Origin of the sequence: Streptomyces davaonensis JCM 4913, from assembly GCF_000349325.1 — a bacterium.
Taxonomy (GTDB): Bacteria; Actinomycetota; Actinomycetes; order Streptomycetales; family Streptomycetaceae; genus Streptomyces; species Streptomyces davaonensis.
Genome location: NC_020504.1, coordinates 6,661,662 through 6,679,552, shown reverse-complemented (window position 1 = coordinate 6,679,552; position 17,891 = coordinate 6,661,662). Strand labels below are relative to the sequence as shown.

Here is a 17,891-nt window from a genome sequence, read left to right as displayed (position 1 = left end):
CTCTATCGGTCGGCCCGAAGGGGTCGGCTCACCCCGCTGCCACCGCGACGACCACCCCTGGCTCCGCCGAGGGAGACACCGCCGCCGAGACCCGCACCGCCGCCGCCCGGACCACCCGCCCCGCCCATCCCGCGCCGGACAGCAGCAGCGGCTGGAGCTGTTCCAGGCCCGACACCAGCAGCTCCTCCCCGGCGACGAGGACCGGCCGGGCCGCCTTGCCGGTGGCCGCCGCCGCTTCCGTGAGGTCGGCCAGTGGCGGCAGGGCGGCGCGTACGACGCCCGCGCCCGCGGTGGCCGCGCGCTCGGCGAGGGACACCTGGAGCGGGATCAGCGGGGCCACGGCGGAGGTCAACGCGTCGGCGATACGGCGCAGTTCGGGGGTGCCGTCGCGCAGCACCTCGGCCGCCGAGCGCAGCACCGGGGTCAGCGCCAGCAGCACGCCCGCGGCCAGCCCCGCGCCCGCCGGGAGCAGCGGCGAGGCGGCCTCCACCAGTTCCCCCAGGGCGGCCGCGAACTCCTCGACCGCGGGCTCCACCGCGTCCAGCACCGGCAGCAGGCTGTCGCCGAGGGCGGCGAGGAGCGCCTGGGCGGGCTCGCTCACCGGGTGGACGGCGAGCGGCGCACCGGTCGTGCCGAGGCGGGTGAGGGTGTCGACGATGCGGTGGAAGGCCTCCTGGGCCTGCGGCGAGGCGCTGGCCTCGGCGAGTTCGGCGGTGGTCCGGCGCAGTACGCGCAGCATCTCCGCGCCCGAGCCGTCCCTGGGGTCGAAGGTGTTGAGGGCGATCCTGGTGATGTTCCCGGCCGTGTCCAGCAGTTGGCCGGTCATGTCGGTGGTGTTGCGTGCCATGCGCAGTACGTCGTCCCTGCTGGGCAGCGGCGGGATCGTCGCCATGGGCTCTCCTCGGCTCGGGCACCGTCGCACTCAGGATGCCCGTCCGGACCGCCCCGTAGGCCATCCGGGGCATCGGCGACACCAACTCCGTCGTGTTGTAGTTGAGTCGAACAGGTACACCTCGCCGTACCGATCTCAGGAAGCTGTTCCGGGATCACCCCAAGGGGGAATTCGCCCAGCTGGGAAGGGCATTGTTCACCATGGCACACGCGCACTGCGGTTAGTTGAGGACGAGGAGAGCCGATGACGCTGGAGATCCACGGCACCGTCGCGGACGGATTCGAGGCGGTGCGTGCGGAGTTCGCCGCGTTCGTCGCGGAGGAACGACCCGACTACGAGGGTCAGTTGTGCGCCTACGTACACGGCCGCAGGGTCGTCGACCTGTGGACCGGGGACGGCGCCGACGGGGAGTCGCTGTACGGCGTGTTCTCCTCGACCAAGGGGGCCGCCCATCTGGTGGCCGCTCTCCTCGTGCAGGACGGCACGCTCGAACTGGACCGCAAGGTCACCTACTACTGGCCGGAGTTCGGCGCCGAGGGCAAGGGGGCGCTGACCCTGCGCGATCTGCTCGCGCACCGTGCCGGCCTGGTGGGCCTGGACGCCGGGTTCACCGCGGACGAACTGGCCGACGACCGGGTGATCGCCGAACGGCTGGCCGACCAGCGGCCGTTCTGGCGCCCCGGCACCGCTTTCGGCTATCACGCCCTGGTCATCGGGGCGCTGAGCGGCGAGGTCGTGCGCAGGGCGACGGGCCGTACGCTCCGGGAGATCTACGAGGACCGGGTCCGCGCGCCCTACGGGCTGGACTTCTTCCTGGGCCTGCCCGAGGCCCAGGAGCCCCGCTTCCGCTCGGTCCAGCCGATGGCGCCGACGCCGAAGCAGCAGGCGGTGCTCGACGCGGCGCTGACCGGTCCGCACACGCTCTCCTCGATCGCCTTCAACACCCATGTGCCGGAGCCGGGTGAGCTGGTGGACCACGCCAACTCCCGTACCGTGCGCGCCAAGGGACCGGCCTCGGCGGGCGGGGTGGCCGCTGCTCGCGGACTCGCCGGAATGTACGCGGCGGCGATCAGCGAGGTGGACGGGCGGCCTCCGCTGCTGAAGCCGGACACGGTTGCCGAGGTGGGTCAGATCCACTCCATCGGCTACGACCTGGTCGCCCGCACCCACAAGGCCTTCGGCGTGGGCTTCCAGGCCACTGCGGAAGTCTGGTACCCGTTCCTCGGCGCGGGTGCCTTCGGCCACAGCGGCGCAGGCGGCTCCCAGGGCTTCGCCGACCCCCGCAGCGGCCTGGCCTACGGCTACACGAGGCGCCGGTGCGCATTCCCTGGCGGGGCGGCACCGGAGAACGTGCGGCTGGTCAGGGCGGTACATCAGGCCGCGCTGGCGAGCGCGTAAAACAAAGGCCGCACCCTACGTCCAGGGGTGCGGCCTTCGCCGTGGCAACGAGCTTGGTCAGATCAGCGTCACGGTGATGTTGCCCCGCGTCGCCTTCGAGTACGGGCACACCTCGTGGGCCTTCTTCAGGAGGCTCTGGGCCGTCTCCGCGTCCACGTTCGGGATGCTCGCCGAGATCTCCACGATCAGGCCGAAGCCCTCGGCGTTCTTGCCGATGCCGACCTTCGCGGTGACCGTCGAGCCCGTGATGTCGGCCTTCTCCTGGCGGGCGACCACGCCGAGTGCGCCCTGGAAGCAGGCGCTGTAACCGGCGGCGAACAGTTGCTCCGGGTTGGTGCCGGTGCCGCTGCCGCCCATCTCCTTGGGCGGGTTCACCACGACGTCGAGTCGCCCGTCGTCGGTGGCGACCCGGCCGTCACGACCGTTCTCGGCGGTGGCGACGGCGGTGTACAGGACGTCCGTCTGCTGGATGGACATGCGGTGTCTTCTCCTCTTCGGTCCGCCGCGACTCGCGCCCACGATCGACGACGGTTTCGGAAAGAAGTTACCGCATGTCGGAAATCCAGCACAGGGCTACAGCTTGACGATCATCTTCCCGGTGTTGTCGCCGCGCAGCACCCCGAGGAACGCCTCCAGGTTGTTCTCGATGCCCTCGACGACCGTCTCGCGGTACTTCAGCGCGCCCGAGCCGACCCAGGGGCCGACCTCCTGGACGAACTGCGGCTGGAGGTCGTAGTGGTCGCCCACCAGGAGGCCCTCGATCCGGCCTCGGGTCTGGATCAGCCGGGCGAGGTTGCGCGGGCCGGGCACGGGCTCGGTGCTGTTGTAGACCGAGATCATTCCGCAGACGGCGATCCGGCCGCCCTGGTTGAGCAGCCCGATCGCGGCCTCCAGGTGGTCACCGCCGACGTTGTCGAAGTAGACGTCGACGCCGTCCGGGGCGGCCTCCCGCAGCTGCTCACTGACGCTGCCGTTCTTGTAGTTGAAGGCCGCGTCGAAGCCGTACTCCTCCACGAGCAGCTTGACCTTCTCGTCGGACCCGGCCGAGCCGATGACCCGCGAGGCGCCCTTGAGCTTGGCGATCTGGCCGACCTGGCTGCCCACGGCACCCGCGGCGCCGGAGACGAAGACGGAGTCGCCCTCCTTGAAGGACGCGGTGCGCAGCAGGCCCGCGTAGGCGGTGAGGCCGGTCATGCCGAGGACGCCGAGGTACGTCGACAGGGGCGCCGCGTTCGCGTCGACCTTCACGGTCTGGGCCGCGCCGACGGTGGCGTACTCGCGCCAGCCGCCGAAGTGCAGCACGTGGTCGCCGGGGGCTATGCCTTCGATGCCGGATGCGATGACCTCGCCGACCGCGCCACCCTGCATGACCTTGCCGAGCTCGAAGGGGGCGACGTAGGACTTGGCGGCACTCATCCGGCCGCGCATGTACGGGTCGACCGAGAGGTACATGTTCCGGACCAGCACCTCGTCCGGGCCGGGCTGCCGGATCTCCGCCTCGACGAGCGCGAAGTCCTCGGGCTTCGGCCAGCCCACCGGGCGGCTGAGCAGGTGCCACTCACGGCTGACGGCGGGGAGCGCGGGGGTCTCGGACATGACTGGTGACCTTCCTGAATATTTCAGTACCTGAAACAACCATGCGCCTAAATATTTCAGGATGTCAAGTAAAGGGTTACGCTGGATCCCATGGCTGATGAACTGACCTTGGAGGTCGTCGACCTGATCGGGTCGGTCGTGGCGAGGTACCACGAGGAGTACGAGGACGCTGCCGCTGAGCATGCGTTGACCGGAGCGCAGGCCCGGTTGTTGGGGTTGCTGACTTTGGAGCCTCTGCCCATGCGGAAGCTGGCTCAGCGGTTGAAGTGTGAGCCGTCCAATGTGACCGGGATTGTTGATCGGCTGGAGTCGCGGGGGCTCGTGGAGCGGCGGGCTGATCCTGCGGATCGGCGCGTGAAGGTTGCGGCCGCGACGAATTCAGGGCGGGAGGTGGCTCGTAGTCTGCGTGAGTCGTTGGGGTTCGCTCGGGAACCGCTCTCCGGATTGTCCGAGGATGAGCGGGTGGCTCTGCGGGATCTGCTGCGGCGGATGCTCGAGTCTTGAGCTGCGGGCGGGTGGGGGCTGATCGCGCAGTTCCCCGCGCCCCTGAAGAACCGGGCTAGCTGCACCACCAGAGGAAACGAGTGCACGTTTCCGACGGTTCCGGCTCCGGCTCCTGCTTCGTCGGCTCTGCCGTCGGAGTCGGCTTCGGGTCCGCCTCGGTCGGCTCCGGAGCCTCCGGAGTCACCGGCGCCGCGCCGCCCGTCGCCGACTGCGCGTCCTTCGTCGGCTCGTCCTCCGGCTTCTCCGACTCCTTGCCCTTCTCGGACTTCGACGGTGAGGGGGATGCCGATGTGCTCGGGGACGCCGATGCCGGGGTGTCCGGCGTGCCGCTGGTCGGCTCCGCCGATTCCCCCGCCTCCGACTCCGCGCCGCCGTCCGGCGAGGCATCGCCCGCCGCGGCCGGGTTGGGGGTGGAGCCGGGAGCGTCCAGGCCCAGTTCGGCGAGGCTCAGACCGCCGGCGGCGAGTATGAAGCCCGCCGCTATGAGCACCGTGCGGCGACGGCGACGGCGGTGGGCCGCCGCCTTGCGGTCCCGGCGGCTGGTGCCGGTGCCCTCGGACGCCTCGTCCTCGTACCCGTCCTCGCCGCCCTCGGGTTCGTACGCCTGCTCCACGCGCCCTCGACGACCCCTGGCCGCCCGGCGTGCCGCCGCCCTGCCCTCCGGTCTCGCCGCTTCCGTGGTCGCGCCCACCGCGACCGGCTCCGGTACGCGCTCGGGCTCGTCGTACGTGTCGTACGGGTCCGTACGCGATGCCTCTTCGCTCGCGTATGCGCGGAGTTGTTCGACCGGCGCGCCGCAGCCCGGGCAGGCGAGGGCGCCATTCAGGTGCCGTCGGCACGGGTGGCAGTAGTCCATGACGCGGGAAGACTAAGTTCCGCGCAGATCACGTTCCTAGGGCAGCCTGTGAAAGTTGTGTGCGGAACTACCCCTTCCGGCGTGCCGGTTGAGGTATACGCCCGTTCCGTCTGTGATGCCACACCCCGCCCCACCGAAAGCCGTGTCGAAAGCGGTATCGAAACCGTTATGCGTTCGCCCCATTGACACTCCTACCGCCGCCTCCCTACTGTCACGTCAGCATTTCGAACGTGTGACGAAATTTCGAACACACACCATGAGCCGACGACGCAGCAAGGGACAACTGCCGTGCGCATCACCGGAATCAGCACACACGTGGTCGGAACGCCCTGGCGCAACCTGACCTACGTGCAGGTGCACACCGACGAGGGGATCACGGGAGTCGGCGAGACCCGGATGCTGGGCCACACCGACGCGCTGATCGGCTATCTGCGGGAGGCCGAGGCCAACCACATTCTCGGTTCCGACCCGTTCGCCACGGAAGACCTCGTACGCCGGATGAAGTACGGCGACTTCGGCCGCGCGGGTGAGATCGTGATGTCCGGTATCGCCGTCATCGAGATGGCCTGCTGGGACATCAAGGGCAAGGCGCTCGGGGTGCCGGTCTGGCAGCTCCTCGGCGGCAAGGTCACCGACAAGGTCAAGGCCTACGCCAACGGCTGGTACACCACGGAGCGGACTCCGGAGGCGTACCACAAGGCCGCCCAGGGCGTGATGGAGCGCGGGTACAAGGCACTCAAGATCGACCCCTTCGGGACCGGGCACTTCGAGCTGGACCACCAGCAGACGCTTTACGCCGTCTCCCTCATCGAGGCCGTGCGCGACGCCATCGGGCCGGACGCCGAGCTGATGCTGGAGATGCACGGCCGCTTCTCCCCCGCCACCGCCGTCCGGCTCGCCAAGGAACTGGCGCCCTTCAAGCCCGCCTGGCTGGAGGAGCCGGTGCCGCCGGAGAACCTCAAGGCGCTGGAGAAGGTCGCCGCCAAGGTCGACATGCCGGTCGCCACCGGTGAGCGGATCCACGACCGGATCGAGTTCCGGGAGCTGTTCGAGAGCCAGGCCGTCGACATCATCCAGCCCGACGTCGGCCACATCGGCGGCATCTGGGAGACGCGGAAGCTGGCCGCCACCGCCGAGACCCACTACGTCCTGGTCGCTCCGCACAACGTCGGTGGCTCGGTCCTCACCGCCGCCTCGCTCCAGGTCGGCTTCACCTCCCCCAACTTCAAGATCCTCGAGCACTTCAACGACTTCGCGGACGCGGACATCAAGAAGGTCGTCAAGGGCGCCCCGCAGGTGGTGGACGGGTACTTCCACCTCTCCGACGCCCCCGGCCTCGGGGTCGAGTTCGACGCCGACGCCGCCGCCGAGTTCCCCCAGCAGCAGGCCCGGTTCGATCTGTGGGCCGAGGGCTGGGAGCAGCGCAAGCCGAAGGGCAGTGCGGAATGAGTACCGCCGTCGTCATCGAGGCGCCCGGCGCATACCGGCTCACCGAGCACACGCCCCGTGAGCCCGGTCCCGGAGAGGCGCTGGTCCGCGTCCACGCGGTCGGCATCTGCGGCAGCGACCGCGAGGTGTATCAGGGCAACCGGCCCGAGGGGTACGTCCGTTACCCGCTCACGCCGGGTCATGAGTGGTCCGGGACGGTCGCTGAAGTCGGCGCCGGAGTCCCCGCCTCCCTCGTCGGGCGCAAGGTCGTCGGGGAGGGCTTCCGGAACTGCCAGGTCTGCGACCGGTGCCACGCCGGCGAGACCACGCTGTGCGGCGCCGGGTACGAGGAGACCGGGTTCACCCAGCCCGGTGCGATGGCGGGCACGCTGACGCTGCCGGCGCGGCTGCTGCACGTTCTGCCGGACGACTGCGACCTGACCGCCGCCGCCCTCCTGGAGCCCGCCGCCTGTATCGCCGCCGCGGCGATCAAGGCGAACGCGCTGCCGGGCGAGCGGGTCGCGGTGGTCGGCACCGGGACGCTCGGCATGTTCGCCGTGCAGTTCCTGAAGGCGGGCTCGCCGGCCGAGCTGCTCGTGGTGGGCACCCGGCGCGACCGTGAGGCGCTCTCGCGGCAGTACGGCGCCACGGACTTCCGCACCAAGGACCAGGAGCTCCCGGACGACTTCGACGTCGTCATCGAGACCGCCGGGTCCGCCGATGCCGCGCGGGTCTCCGCCGCGCTGCTCAGGCGTGGCGGGCGTCTGGTCCTCACCGGGATCCCGGCGCCGGGCGCGCAGGGCCTGGACCCGACCGAGCTCGTCGTACGGCAGCTGGAGGTGCACACCGTGTTCGGGGCGCCGCCGGATGCCTGGGCGCACACGGTGCGGGTGTTCGGGGCCGGGCTGCTCGATCCGCTGCCGCTGGTCTCGCACGAGTTGCCGCTGGAGGAGTTTCCGCAGGCGATCGAGTTGGTCGGGTCCGGCGATCCGAAGGTGGGCAAGGTCCTGCTCCGCCCCTAGCCGTACGCCGGTACGGGGGCAACCTGACGGTTCCCGTACCGGCGTACTCCAAGAACCTCCCACACCCAAAGCCGCGAACTTCGTCCGAAATACCGAACAAGAAGGACAGCTAGTGACCGACGCTTCCGCCCCGGCAGCCCGTCGACCCGGCGAGCAGGCGCTCGCCGCGCTCGGCCTGGGCGCGCCCGATCTCTCCCCCACCGACGCCTCGCCCCACACCTTCCCGGGCGGCGGCCGCTGGCGCACCGAGATCCCCTCGTGCGAGGGTCCCGAAGCGCTGGCCGTTGTCCTGAAGGAAGCCTCGCGCCTCGATGTGCCGATCCACCGGATCAGCCAGGGCAGCGGCGTGTGGATGCTGACCGACTCGGAGATCACCGAGATGGTCGAGGCCACCGCCGAGCGCGACATCGAGCTCTGCCTGTTCACCGGCCCCCGCGGCACCTGGGACATCGGCGGCTCCACCCGCACCGACTCCCGGGGCGCGGGACTGCGCGCCCGCGGCCACGACGCGGTCGCCGGCTGCGTCGAGGACGCCGTACGCGCCACCGAGCTGGGTGTGAAGTGCCTGCTGGTGGCCGACGAGGGCGTGCTGTGGACCCTGCACCGGGCCCGCGCCGCCGGGATCGTCCCGGCCGACACCACGCTCAAGGTGAGCGCGCTGATAGGCCCGGTCAACCCGGCCGCGTACGCGGTCTACGAGCGGCTCGGCGCCGACTCGATCAATGTGCCCAGCGATCTCACGCTCGACCATCTCACCGAGATCCGGCGGGCCTCGGCCACCCCCATGGACATGTACATCGAGGCCCCCGACGACCTCGGCGGCTACATCCGGATGTACGAGGTCGCCGAGCTGATCCGGCGCGGCGCTCCGCTGTATCTCAAGTTCGGTCTGTCCAAGGCCCCCGGGATCTACCCCTACGGCCACCACATGCGGGAGCTCACGCTGGCCACCGCCAAGGAGCGCGTGCGCCGCGGCCGGCTCGCCCTGGACCTGCTCGCCCGACACGGGGCCGACGGGGACATGGCTCCACTGGGTTCGCGGCTACCCGGCGAACTCCGACGTTTCGAAACATATTCATAAAGGTTTCGGCGTCACCTCTTCACACAAGGCGACGCAGCCAAACAGAATCCCACACACCCAGCCGTGCTGAGACATCAAGGAAGATGACCATGCGCAACCGCAGAGCCGCTCTCGCCGCGATAGCCACCGCCGCCTCCCTGGCCCTCACCCTGACCGCCTGCGGCCAGGACAGCGAGGGCGGCAGCGAGGAGGGCAAGGGGAGCACCGAAGGCGCCACCATCGGCATCGCGATGCCGACCAAGTCCTCCGAGCGCTGGATCGCCGACGGCAACAACGTCAAGGCGGACCTGGAGTCCAAGGGCTACAAGACCAAGCTGGTCTACGGCGAGGACGACCCCGACCAGCAGGTCGGCCAGATCGAGAACCTGATCACGCAGGGCGTCAAGGCGCTGATCGTCGCCGCCATCGACAACAAGTCGATGAACAACGTGCTTCAGCAGGCCAAGGAAGCCGACATCCCGGTGATCTCCTACGACCGCCTGATCCTCGGCACGGAGAACGTCGACTACTACGCCTCCTTCGACAACGAGAAGGTCGGCGAGCTCCAGGCCACGTACATCGTCGAGAAGCTCGGCCTGAAGGACGGCTCCAAGAAGGGCCCGTTCAACATCGAGCTGTTCGCCGGCTCCAACGACGACAACAACACCCGCTACTTCTTCCAGGGCGCGATGAACGTCCTTCAGCCCTACATCGACAAGAAGCAGCTCGTCGTCGGCTCCGGCCAGACCGAACTCACCCAGGTCACCACCCTGCGCTGGGACGGCGGCACCGCCCAGAAGCGCATGGACGACATCCTCACCTCGGCGTACAAGTCCGAGCGGGTCGACGCGGTGCTCTCGCCGTACGACGGCATCTCCATCGGCATCCTGTCGGCGCTGAAGTCGGACGACTACGGCTCCAAGTCCAAGCCGCTGCCGATCGTCACCGGCCAGGACGCCGAGGTCGCCTCGGTGAAGTCGATCATCGCCGACGAGCAGTCGATGACCGTCTACAAGGACACCCGCGAACTCGCCAAGGTCGCCTCGAACATGGTCGACGCGGTGCTCAACGACAAGAAGCCCGAGGTCAACGACGAGAAGACCTACGACAACGGGTCCAAGGTCGTCCCGGCCTACCTGCTGGAGCCGGTGAGCGTGGACAAGACCAACTACCAGAAGCTCGTGGTCGATTCCGGCTACATCAAGGAAGGCGACCTCAAGTAACCGACGGCTCCCACTGATTGGAAGGCACGACCATGGCGGGACCCGTCCTGGAAATGCGCTCGATCGTCAAGACCTTTCCCGGCGTCAAGGCGCTGTCGGACGTCACTCTGACCGTCCGCCAGGGCGAGGTCCATGCCATCTGCGGGGAGAACGGCGCCGGCAAGTCGACCTTGATGAAGGTCCTCTCCGGCGTCCACCCGCACGGCACGTACGAGGGCGAGATCCTCTTCGAGGGGGAGGTCTGCTCCTTCAAGGACATCAGGGCCAGTGAGCAGCACGGCATCGTGATCATCCACCAGGAACTGGCGCTGATCCCCTACCTGTCCATCGCGGAGAACATCTTCCTCGGCAACGAGCACGCCACCCGCGGGATCATCAGCTGGACCGAGACCCTGCGGCACGCCACCGAGCTGCTGCGCCGGGTGGGTCTGAGCGACCACCCCGACACCCGCGTCGCCGACATCGGCGTGGGCAAGCAGCAGCTGGTGGAGATCGCGAAGGCGCTGTCGAAGAAGGTGAAGCTGCTCATCCTGGATGAGCCGACCGCGGCCCTGAACGACGAGGACAGCGGCAAACTCCTGGATCTGATCCTGGAGTTGAAGAAGCAGGGCATCACCTCGATCATCATCAGCCACAAGCTCAACGAGATCCGCAAGGTCGCGGACTCGGTGACGATCCTGCGCGACGGCCGGACCATCGAGACCCTCGATGTGAAGGCCGAGGAGACCACCGAGGACCGGATCATCAGCGGGATGGTCGGCCGCGACCTGGAGCACCGCTTCCCGGACCGCACCCCGCACCAGCCCGAGGAGGGCGCGGCCCCGGCCCTGGAGGTCCGCAACTGGACCGTGCACCATCCGATCGACCAGCAGCGCAAGGTCGTCGACGATGTGTCGATCGAGGTGCGCCGCGGCGAGATCGTCGGCATCGCGGGCCTGATGGGCGCGGGCCGCACCGAACTCGCGATGAGCGTCTTCGGGCGGACCTACGGCCGGCACGCGGGCGGCACGGTCCTCAAGGACGGCAAGGAGATCCGCACCAAGACCGTCCCCGAGGCGGTCCGCCACGGCATCGCCTACGTCACCGAGGACCGCAAGCACTACGGCCTGAACCTCCTCGACACCATCAACCGCAACATCTCGCTCAGCGCGCTGGGCAAGGTCTCCAAGCGGGGCGTGGTCGACGAGCACCAGGAGCGGCAGGTCGCCGAAGAGTTCCGCAAGTCCATGAACATCAAGGCGCCCACCGTCTTCGAACCGGTGGGCAAGCTCTCCGGCGGCAACCAGCAGAAGGTCGTCCTCAGCAAGTGGATCTTCGCGGGTCCCGATGTGCTGATCCTGGACGAGCCGACACGCGGTATCGACGTCGGCGCCAAGTACGAGATCTACACGGTCATCGACCAGTTGGCCGCCCAGGGCAAGGCGGTCGTCTTCATCTCCTCCGAGCTGCCGGAGCTGCTCGGCATGTGTGACCGCATCTACACGATGGCCGCCGGGCGGCTGACCGGCGAGTTCTCGCGGGCCGAGGCCTCGCAGGAATCGCTGATGCGTCAGATGACCAAGGACAAAGAGGTAACCCGATGAGCACTGATGTGACCGCCAAGAGCCCGGCCCCCGCGCCGCCGGGCAAGAGCGCAGGGGCCGCGGGTGACGGCCTGCTCCAGCTGGTGCTGGACGGCATGCGCCGCAATATGCGGCAGTACGGCATGCTGATCGCGCTCGGCCTGATCGTGGTGCTGTTCGCCGTGTGGACCGACGGCGACCTGCTGCTGCCGCGCAACGTCTCCAACCTGGTGCTCCAGAACAGCTACATCCTGATCCTCGCGATCGGCATGATGCTCGTCATCATCGCGGGCCATATCGACCTCTCGGTCGGCTCGTTGACGGCGTTCATCGGGTCCATGGCCGCGGTGTTCATGGTCAAGAACGATCTGCCATGGCCGGTCGCCGTCATCCTGTGCCTCGCCATGGGCGCGGTCGCGGGCGCGGCACAAGGGTTCTTCATCGCCTACGGCGGCATACCCTCGTTCATCGTCACCCTCGCGGGCATGCTGATCTTCCGCGGTCTGACCGAGATCTTCCTGGAGGGCCAGACCCTCGGCCCGTTCCCGGAGGGCCTCCAGAAGGTCTCCAACGGCTTCATGCCCGAGGTCGGCCCGGAGACCAACTACCACAACCTCACCCTGTTGCTCGGGCTCGGGCTGATCGCGTTCGTGGTCTTCCAGGAGTTCCGGGACCGGCGCCGCCAGCAGGAGTTCTCGCTGGACGTCCCGCCGCTCAACCTCTTCCTGCTCAAGCTGGTCGCGCTCGGCGCCGCCATCCTCACCCTGACGATGCTGCTCGCCAGCTACAAGGGCGCCCCGTACGTCCTGCTGATCCTCGGGGTGCTGCTGGTCGGCTTCGGCTACGTGATGCGCAACGCGATCATCGGCCGCCACATCTACGCCATCGGCGGCAACCTCCCGGCGGCCAAGCTGTCGGGTGTGAAGGACAAGAAGGTCACCTTCCTGGTCTTCCTGAACATGGGCATGCTCGCGGCCCTGGCGGGTCTGGTCTTCGCCGCCCGCTTCAACGCGGCCTCGCCCAAGGCCGGCCTCAACTTCGAACTGGAGGCCATCGCCGCCTCGTTCATCGGCGGCGCGTCGATGAGCGGTGGTGTCGGCACGGTGCTCGGCGCCATCATCGGCGGTCTGGTCCTGGGCGTGCTGAACAACGGTATGAACCTCGTCGGCATCGGCACGGACTGGCAGCAGGTCATCAAGGGCCTGGTGCTGCTGGCGGCGGTCGGGTTCGACGTGTGGAACAAGCGCAAGGTCGGTTCGTAAAGTCACCGGGCCCCGCTCAGCGAGCGGGGCCCCTCCTTTTGCAGGAGCCGCTGCATGGAACTGAACAGACGCACGCTCATCGCCGGGGCGGCAGCCGCCGGTGTCACCGCCGCCATGAGCGGCACCGCACATGCCACAGGGGGCCACAGGCCGGTGAAGTCGCTCTTCGGCAAGCTCGCCGACGGCACCAAGATCTACAGCTGGTCGCTGGAGAACGGCGGCACCCGGCTGAAGGTCCTCTCCTACGGCGGCATCGTCCAGTCCCTGGAGATCCCCGACCGGCGCGGCCGCTACACGAACGTCTCGCTGGGCTTCGACAACATCGAGGACTACGTCGCCTCCAGCCCCTACTTCGGCGCCCTGATCGGCCGGTTCGGCAACCGCATCGGCAAGGGCAAGTTCACCCTGGACGGCAAGGACTACCAGCTCTCCGTCAACGACGGCGAGAACAGCCTGCACGGCGGGTCCAAGGGCTTCGACAAGGTCGTCTGGGACATCGAGCCGTTCACCAAGGGCTCCGACGTCGGCCTGTACCTCTACTACACCTCCGTCGACGGCGAGATGGGCTACCCCGGCACGCTGCGCACGAAGGTCACCTACACCCTGACCCGCTCCGGCGACTGGCGCATCGACTACGAGGCCACCACCGACAAGGCCACCGTCGTCAACCTCACCAGCCACGTCTACTGGAACCTGGCCGGCGAGTCCAGCGGCACGATCTACGACCACGAGCTGTCGATCGCCGCCTCCCGCTACACACCGGTCGACTCGGGGCTGATCCCCACGGGCGAGCTGGCCAAGGTGGCCGGCACTCCCTTCGACTTCCGCCGCACCAAGACCGTCGGCGAGGACATCCGCGTCGCCCACCAGCAACTGCTGTACGGCAAGGGCATCGACCACAACTGGGTCCTGGACAAGGGCAGCACGTCCCGTCCGCAGTGGGTGGCGACCCTGCGCGACCCCTCCTCCGGCCGCACCCTGAAGATCGCCACGACCGAGCCGGGGCTCCAGTTCTACTCGGGTAACTTCCTCGACGGCACCCTGGTCGGCAGCGGCGGTTCGATCTACCGCCAGGGCGACGCGCTCTGCCTGGAGACGCAGCACTTCCCGGACTCGCCGAACCAGCCGTCGTTCCCGTCCACAACGCTGCGACCTGGGCAGACGTACCGGACGACGACGGTGCACTCGTTCAGTGCGTGACCCTGAGTCATAGCGTCTTCACAACTTCCCAACAATTTCACAGGGGTTGAACAGCGCCCCACAGGCATCCGTACCTAAGGGCGGCCCGTGCTCCCCCGCACGGGCCACCCAGACCCGGAGGTTGCCTTGGCTGAGAACGTCACCTCGCTGTTCCGCAGCACGGCGGCGCACAGCCCTTCGATGGCCGCGCTGACCCGCGAAGGCGGAGACGGGGTAGGGCCGATCGACTTCTGCATCCCCTGCAACCCGTACTTCCCCACGCCCGCCATGTTCGACGACATGGCGGGCCGGTTGCGCGAGATCATGACGTACTACCCCAGCAGCGCCGACACCATCACGGCCGAGCTGTGCAACCTCCTCCAACTCCCCCCGCAGGCCGTCGCGATGGGCAACGGCTCGACCGAGCTGATCACCTGGATCGACCACCTGCTGGTCCGCGAGTCCCTCGCCGTCCCCGTCCCCACCTTCGGCCGCTGGACCGACCAGCCCATGGAGACCGGCAAGCGGGTCGACATGTTCCCGCTCCAGGAGTCCAGCGGTTTCGCCCTCGACCTCGCGCAGTACGCCGAGTTCATCCGGGCCCGCGGTACGCGTGCCGCGGTGATCTGCAACCCCAACAACCCCGACGGCGGGTTCCTGCACCGGCACGCCATCGTGCAGTTCATGGACGCCATGGCCGATCTCGACCTGGTCGTCATCGACGAGTCGTTCCTGGAGTTCGCCGACGCGGAGGCGGAGCCGTCGGTGGTGCAGGAGGCCATGCTGCGGCCCAACGTCATCGTGCTGCGCAGCCTCGGCAAGAACTTCGGCCTTCACGGCATACGGTTCGGCTACCTCGTCGCCAACCCCTCGCTCGCGGGGCGCGTCCGCTCGATGCTCCCGAAGTGGAACCTCAACGCCTTTGCCGAGCACGTGGTGTTCATGCTCAAGCACCATGGGGCGGAGTACATGGAGAGCCTGCACCAGGTGCGGCGGGACCGCCTCGACATGGCCCAGCAGCTTGCCGCGCTGCCGGGGCTGACGGTGTATCCGTCCCAGGGGAACTTCCTCTTCGTACGCCTGCCCGTGGGCGCGGAAGGCACGGTCGTGCGGGACCGGCTGCTCACCGAGCACCGGATCCTGGTCCGTGAATGCGGCAACAAGATCGGTTCGTCCAGCCGCTTCCTGAGGCTCGTGGTGCGCCCCCAGGTGGACGTGCGTCGCCTGGTGTCCGGCCTGGAACAGGTGCTCTACGGGACCAGGAGGGGAGCGGCCGCCGTGCCCGAGCTGGCTACAGGGACCAGCTACAGCTCGGGTACGGCGGCCGTGGATCGGTTGGTCGGTTCTACGAATGGGGCGGGTGTTCCCATGGCCATGCCCGTCGCTGCGCCCGTGGCTGCGCCGGCTGCTGTCGCTGCGCCTGCGCCGATGCCGATGCCTATGCCGACTCCAACACCCATGCCTGCGGCGCCCATGCCGACGCCCATGCCTGCACCCGTGCCTGCGGCGGCCGCCGTTGGACCTACGCCGCCTGGTGTTCCGGCCCGAGGGGGGCTTACGGCGGCACAGGTCCGGGGGACGACGGGACCGGGGTTGGCACCGGCGCCCGCCACGGGGTGGCCCAACGCCAGCGCTTGGCCCAACGCGGCCGGGATGGGGTGAGTCTGCGCCCCTGCGCTACCTCTCCGACGAGGTCGGCAAGGACGTACTGCGCCACCACGGCCACCGCCCCTGCGCGGAGCTGGACAAGCCGCTGCTGTGCAGGCCGAGTTGAACCACAGGTGTGGATTCCGAGCCGTATCAGCCGTTCCCGGGGCGGGCGTCGGCCCACTGGGATAGATGTGGACGCATGATGCCGTTGGAGGAAGCGCGGGACGAGCTGAAGCATCTGCTGGTCCGTTGCGAACAGTGGTTGCGGATGGTCGGCGAGGTGTCGGACCTGCTCCCCGACACCCGTGACCTGGAATCGGACGTCGAACGCATGGCGGCCATGCGCACCCGCACCTTGTCGACCATGCTCAAGGTGGCACTGCTGGGACGGCAGTCCTCCGGCAAGAGCTTCCTCATCAGCGGCCTCCAGGGCGGCTTGGAATACCTTCCGCTCGTCGACGAGGACGGCGAGCCCTCGGAGGAGTACCGCGGAATCCTGCCATCGTCGGCGAGCCCGACCACCGCCTGTCCGTCGACCGTCGTCCCGGTCGGGGACGATCCCACGGTCGACGCGTACGGGCGGGGACTGCTGCGGGTCAAGTTCAGCGGGCGGGCCGACTGGGTGGAGATCGGCACGGATCTGCACCGCGCCGAAGTGGCCGCCTACGTGGCGGCGGACGGCATCAGGACCGACCGCCGCTCGGAGCACGTCAACGAGCAGGTCGAGCGGATCGAGCTGCTCATCTCCAAGGCCCGGCTGCCGATCAAGCTCTTCGACCTGCCCGGCTCGGAGTCCGAGGACGAGGAGCGCGACGAGATCATGTACGAGGCCTGGAAGGAGGCCGACTGCTTCATCTACGTCAGCCAGGCCACCGAGGCCCTCACCTCCAACGAACTGCGCCTGATCCGTGACCTGTACGCCCACGCCGTACCGGCCAGGAAGCGCGTGCTGTGGGTCCTCTCCGGGATCGACCGGGCCCAGCACCAGGAGGGCAACCAGGCCGCCTGGAAGGGCGTACTGGCGACCAACAACCAGTATCTGCACGACCGTTACCCCAGCTCCGGCGATTTCCTCGGGGAGGGCTTCCTGCCCGTGTCGGCGGCTCTGGAGGCGCAGGCCGAGTTCGAGGAGGGCGAGGGCAGGGACGGCAGTTCCCTTCGCCGCCGGGCCCGGATGGGGCAACTGCGCGACCGTCTCCAGGATCTGCTGGAGTCCGGCGCCGGGCACAAGCATCTGAAGCTGGTCGGCGACGAGGCGGGCTGGGTCGTACGGCGCAGACGGCGGACCATCGCCGACGTGCTCGACGCCCATCGGGTGGCCGTGGACCAGCTGGAGGGCCAGCGGGACAGCCTCCGTGAAGAGCTGGAGGGCATGGACGAGTCCCTGCGACGGATGCTGACGGAGCTGGACGACGAACTCGAGCGCAGGATCCGCGAGGCCCAGCGGCCGTTCGGCGGCCTCGATCGCGAACTGCACCGAGGACTTGACGACTTGATCGATGCCGGCAACCTGAGCGACGAACACGTCAACGAGATCGGCATCCGTCATGTGGATCTCTTCAACGCGTGGATGACGGACACCGACGGACCCGGCACGCGATGGGAGCGCGAACGCGCTGCGCTCGACGACAGTGCCCGACAGTTCCTTCGCTCCGAGTTCGGCGAGGACACCGGATCCCGGCTGGTGAGCCCCGAGCCCCTCGACCTCGATTCCATCCAGGCGGCGAACGACGGGGACAGCCCCTGGCGGGCGTACGGCGTGGTCCAGGACGCGGCGAACGTGATCAGTGTGGCCAGCCCGATCGCGGGCGGAGCGGTCTGGCTGGCGACGAGCCTCAGCGTCGCCACGATCGCGGTCCCCGTGGGCGCGGCGGTCATCGCCGCCATCGGCATCGCGAGGATCACGGACTTCCTCCGGGAACGGGAGTCCAAGGTGCAGCAGGCCCGTCAGGAGCGAAAGGACATGATCGACGAGCAGGCGAAGGAGGCTCGCGCCGGCTTCGAGGAGATGGTGCGCGGCGACGGCCGGCGCGTCATCGACGCGGCCGCAGAGTACCACCACCGGCACCGGACCCGGCTGCGCGCCACGCTGGAGGAGATCGTGCAGCGCATGAACACCGAGGACACGGCCGGCAGCCGCGAGATCGTCGCCCGCCTGACACCCGTCGAGGAACGGGGCCGCGCCATCAGCACCGACATCCAGGAACTGCTCGACCGGAACCGAACACCCTGAGCAGCGGACACCATGGCCTTCCGCAT

The 17,891-nt window shown here is 68.7% G+C and carries 15 protein-coding genes; 11 read left to right on the top strand and 4 right to left on the bottom strand.

What is annotated here, in order from left to right; translation table 11 throughout:
• Positions 1 to 28 precede the first annotated feature (28 nt).
• The gene (locus BN159_RS29480) at positions 29 to 892 is read right to left on the bottom strand and encodes a serine/threonine-protein kinase (protein ID WP_015660669.1); all 864 of its coding nucleotides are present in this window, start codon (positions 890 to 892) and stop codon (positions 29 to 31) included.
• A 243-nt stretch (positions 893 to 1,135) separates the two neighbouring features.
• Between BN159_RS29480 and BN159_RS29475 the strand changes: the two genes are divergently transcribed.
• Positions 1,136 to 2,290, top strand: coding sequence for an EstA family serine hydrolase (locus BN159_RS29475; protein ID WP_015660668.1), 1,155 nt, complete (start codon positions 1,136 to 1,138; stop codon positions 2,288 to 2,290).
• 57 nt (positions 2,291 to 2,347) lie between these two features.
• On the opposite strand, the gene BN159_RS29470 is transcribed toward BN159_RS29475, so the two are convergent.
• On the bottom strand, positions 2,348 to 2,767 hold the full coding sequence (locus tag BN159_RS29470; RefSeq protein ID WP_015660667.1) for an organic hydroperoxide resistance protein: 420 nt from the start codon (positions 2,765 to 2,767) through the stop codon (positions 2,348 to 2,350).
• 96 nt (positions 2,768 to 2,863) lie between these two features.
• Positions 2,864 to 3,886 carry an NADP-dependent oxidoreductase gene (locus BN159_RS29465; RefSeq protein ID WP_015660666.1) on the bottom strand — a complete coding sequence of 341 codons (1,023 nt, stop codon included), beginning with the start codon at positions 3,884 to 3,886 and terminating at the stop codon, positions 2,864 to 2,866.
• A gap of 90 nt (positions 3,887 to 3,976) precedes the next feature.
• Between BN159_RS29465 and BN159_RS29460 the strand changes: the two genes are divergently transcribed.
• Positions 3,977 to 4,390, top strand: coding sequence for a MarR family winged helix-turn-helix transcriptional regulator (locus BN159_RS29460; RefSeq protein ID WP_015660665.1), 414 nt, complete (start codon positions 3,977 to 3,979; stop codon positions 4,388 to 4,390).
• A gap of 55 nt (positions 4,391 to 4,445) precedes the next feature.
• On the opposite strand, the gene BN159_RS29455 is transcribed toward BN159_RS29460, so the two are convergent.
• Positions 4,446 to 5,246, bottom strand: coding sequence for an SCO2400 family protein (locus tag BN159_RS29455; RefSeq protein ID WP_015660664.1), 801 nt, complete (start codon positions 5,244 to 5,246; stop codon positions 4,446 to 4,448).
• Positions 5,247 to 5,534: 288 nt separating this feature from the next.
• Between BN159_RS29455 and BN159_RS29450 the strand changes: the two genes are divergently transcribed.
• From BN159_RS29450 to BN159_RS29410, 9 genes are all read left to right on the top strand, one after another.
• The gene (locus tag BN159_RS29450; protein WP_015660663.1) at positions 5,535 to 6,695 is read left to right on the top strand and encodes a mandelate racemase/muconate lactonizing enzyme family protein; all 1,161 of its coding nucleotides are present in this window, start codon (positions 5,535 to 5,537) and stop codon (positions 6,693 to 6,695) included.
• Entirely contained in the window at positions 6,692 to 7,696 is a 1,005-nt protein-coding gene (locus BN159_RS29445) for a zinc-dependent alcohol dehydrogenase (RefSeq protein WP_015660662.1), read from the top strand. Before BN159_RS29450 ends, BN159_RS29445 begins: the two co-directional genes overlap by 4 nt.
• 112 nt (positions 7,697 to 7,808) lie before the next feature.
• Positions 7,809 to 8,777: a glycosyltransferase family protein gene (locus BN159_RS29440; protein WP_015660661.1), complete on the top strand. Its 969-nt coding sequence runs from the start codon at positions 7,809 to 7,811 to the stop codon at positions 8,775 to 8,777.
• A gap of 89 nt (positions 8,778 to 8,866) precedes the next feature.
• Positions 8,867 to 9,979 (top strand): multiple monosaccharide ABC transporter substrate-binding protein, encoded by a 1,113-nt coding sequence (gene chvE / locus BN159_RS29435; protein WP_015660660.1) that lies wholly within the window; start codon positions 8,867 to 8,869, stop codon positions 9,977 to 9,979.
• Between the two features lie 32 nt (positions 9,980 to 10,011).
• Positions 10,012 to 11,562: a multiple monosaccharide ABC transporter ATP-binding protein gene (mmsA, locus tag BN159_RS29430; protein ID WP_015660659.1), complete on the top strand. Its 1,551-nt coding sequence runs from the start codon at positions 10,012 to 10,014 to the stop codon at positions 11,560 to 11,562.
• Positions 11,559 to 12,803 (top strand): multiple monosaccharide ABC transporter permease, encoded by a 1,245-nt coding sequence (mmsB, locus tag BN159_RS29425; RefSeq protein WP_015660658.1) that lies wholly within the window; start codon positions 11,559 to 11,561, stop codon positions 12,801 to 12,803. The genes mmsA and mmsB overlap by 4 nt, the downstream gene beginning before the upstream one ends.
• Positions 12,804 to 12,857: 54 nt before the next feature.
• Positions 12,858 to 14,003 (top strand): aldose epimerase family protein, encoded by a 1,146-nt coding sequence (locus BN159_RS29420; RefSeq protein WP_015660657.1) that lies wholly within the window; start codon positions 12,858 to 12,860, stop codon positions 14,001 to 14,003.
• Between the two features lie 126 nt (positions 14,004 to 14,129).
• Positions 14,130 to 15,644 carry a pyridoxal phosphate-dependent aminotransferase gene (locus BN159_RS29415; RefSeq protein WP_015660656.1) on the top strand — a complete coding sequence of 505 codons (1,515 nt, stop codon included), beginning with the start codon at positions 14,130 to 14,132 and terminating at the stop codon, positions 15,642 to 15,644.
• A gap of 187 nt (positions 15,645 to 15,831) precedes the next feature.
• On the top strand, positions 15,832 to 17,865 hold the full coding sequence (locus BN159_RS29410) for a dynamin family protein (RefSeq protein WP_041820001.1): 2,034 nt from the start codon (positions 15,832 to 15,834) through the stop codon (positions 17,863 to 17,865).
• Positions 17,866 to 17,891 lie beyond the last annotated feature (26 nt).